The organism is Rickettsia endosymbiont of Culicoides newsteadi (genome assembly GCF_002259525.1).
Taxonomy (GTDB): domain Bacteria; phylum Pseudomonadota; class Alphaproteobacteria; order Rickettsiales; family Rickettsiaceae; genus Tisiphia.
The window spans coordinates 1-2,645 of record NZ_MWZE01000132.1; the positions used below are offsets into that span (position 1 = coordinate 1).

Here is a 2,645-nt window from a genome sequence, read left to right on the forward strand (position 1 = left end):
GTACTGCTTCCCTGTATCTTTTTCATTTCATTTTGCGTTTTAGTTAAATCTTGCTTTGCTGTTTTTACTCCTGATGAAGATGGATTAACTAACTTTTTCTGGGAAGCAGTGGTACGTACATTATTAATGTTGTATGTACCATTATTTACTTCTTCTGTTTTTTTGAATTGTTTATAAGAAGTTGTTGTAGGCTCCTCTAGCTTATTATTTGTCGCTATTACTTTTGCTCTGTATTGTTTCTCAGCTTTATCAATATCTATTTCAACATCGTCTATCTTTTTAGTTATTTCATTCTTTTTTGTTGTATATTGTCTCTCAGCTTTATCAATATCCTGTTCAAAATCCTCCTTCTTCTTAATTAGCTCTTCCTTTTTTGTTTCAAATTGTCTCTCAGCTTTATCAATATCATGTTCAGCGTCGTCTCTCTTCTTAATTAGTTCATCCTTCTTTGTTTTGTATTGTCTCTCAGCTTTATCAATATCCTGTTCAGCCTCGTCTCTCTTCTTAATTAGCTCTTCCTTTTTTGTTTCAAATTGTTTCTCAGCTGTCTCAATATTCACTTTAGCAGTATCTATCTTCTTAATTAGCTCTTCCTTTTTTGTTTTGATGCTTCTCTTAGCTGTATCAAGCTCCTTTTCAGCGTCATCTTTCTTCTTAATTAGCTCCTCCTTTTTTATTTTGAGTGATCCCTTAGCTGTATCAAGCTCCTTTTCAGCGTCATCTTTCTTCTTAATTAGCTCCTCCTTTTTTATTTTGAGTGATCCCTTAGCTGTATCAAGCTCCTTTTCAGCGTCATCTTTCTTCTTAATTAGCTCCTCCTTTTTTATTTTGAGTGATCCCTTAGCTGTATCAAGCTCCTTTTCAGCGTCATCTTTCTTCTTAATTAGCTCCTCCTTTTTTATTTTGAGTGATCCCTTAGCTGTATCAAGCTCCTTTTCAGCGTCATCTTTCTTCTTAATTAGCTCCTCCTTTTTTATTTTGAGTGATCCCTTAGCTGTAGCAATATCTTTTTCAGCATTTTCTTTCTTCTTAATTAGCTCCTCCTTTTTTATTTTGAGTGATACCCTAGCTGTAGCAATATCTTTTTCAGCAGTTTCTTTCTTCTTAATTAGCTCCTCCTTTTTTGTTTTAAATAGTCTAGTAAACTCTTCAAGCTCCTTCGTATCTGATTGCTTATTTATACGTTCCACCTCTAATTTGAATTGTCTCTCAGCTTTATCAATATCCTTTTCAGCCTCCTCCTTCTTCTTAATTAGCTCTTCCTTTTTTGTTTCAAATTGTCTCTCAACTTTATCAATATCCTTTTCAGCGTCGTCTCTCTTCTTAATTAGTTCCTCCTTTTTTGTTTTAAATTGTCTCTCAGCTTCATCAATATCCTGTCCAACGTCGTCTACCTTCTTAATTAGTTCCTCCTTTTTTGTTTTGGATTGTCTTACAGCTGTATCAAGTTGCTTTTTAACATTATCTATTTTATCAATTAACTCCTCTTTTTTTGTTTTAGATTGTCTTTTAGCTGTAATAAGCTCTTTTTCAGCATCATTTTTCTTCTTAAGTAGCTCTTCTTTTTTTACTTTGAATTGTCTCTTAACTGTATCAAACTCCTTTTCAGCCTCATCTTTCTTCTTAATTGGCTCCTCCTTTTTTGTTTTTAGGCCTCTCTTAGCTGTAGTAAGATCTTTTTCAGCCTCACCTTTCTTCTTAATTAGCTCTTCCTTTTTTGTTTTTAGGCCTCTCTTAGCTGTAGCGAGTTCCTTTTCAACCTCATCTTTCTTCTTAATTAACTCCTCTTTTTTTGTTTTGAAACCTCTCTTAGTTGTAGCGATCTCCTTTTCAGCCTTCTCCTTCTTCTTAATTAGATCATCCTTTTTTTCTTTTAGGATTCTCTTAGCTGTAGCAAGCAATTTCTCTTTTTTTACCAACTCTTCCGTATCACTCTTACGCTTATTCTCATTCTCTTCTTTCTGTTTAGTTATTTGATCACGCAATGTTTCTTTTGCTTGTCCAGTCGTCAGTGCATACTTATCCTCAAGGTATTTTATCTGCTTATTTCTTTTCTCCTCTTCTTTTTCAAACTCTTTCTGAGCTTGCAGATATTCCTCATCAAGATAGTCCATCTGCTTGCCTATTTCCTCTTCTTTTTTTGCTAAGGTTTTCATACTTTTAGCATATTCATCATCAAGATATTCTTCTTTCAAGTCTTGTTTATTCTTCTTTATCTCAGCCTGTGCATCTGCTGCAGCTTTAACCGCTTCATCTTTATCCTTAGTCAAAGCTGCTGTCTGTGCTTTTAAGTCTTCATTAGCCTTAACCGCTTCATCTTTCTCTTGCTCCGCTTTAGCCAAAGTTGCTGCTTGTTGCTGTTCTTTCTCAACCGCTGCAGCCAAAGCTGCTGCAAAACCTTCCATCTTTTTAATCGCTTCAGCTTTCTCTTTAGTCAAAGCTGCTGCTTGTTGATCCAACTCTTCTTTCTGTTGCCGTGTTGTCTCATTAGCCGCTGCTAAGTTCTTCTCCGCCTGCGCCTTTTCTTGAACCGCTGCAGCCAACTCTGCTGCAACACCTTCCATCTTTTTAACCGCTTCATCTTTCTCTTGCTCCGCTGCAGCCAGCTTAGCCTGATTTTCATCATGAGCTTTTTGCAAATTATC

The 2,645-nt window shown here is 35.7% G+C and carries 1 protein-coding gene; it reads right to left on the reverse strand.

Annotated features, from left to right (window positions below):
* Nucleotides 1–2,645: hypothetical protein (locus tag RiCNE_RS07610; protein WP_157905713.1), on the reverse strand; the 2,645-nt coding region annotated here is incomplete at both ends.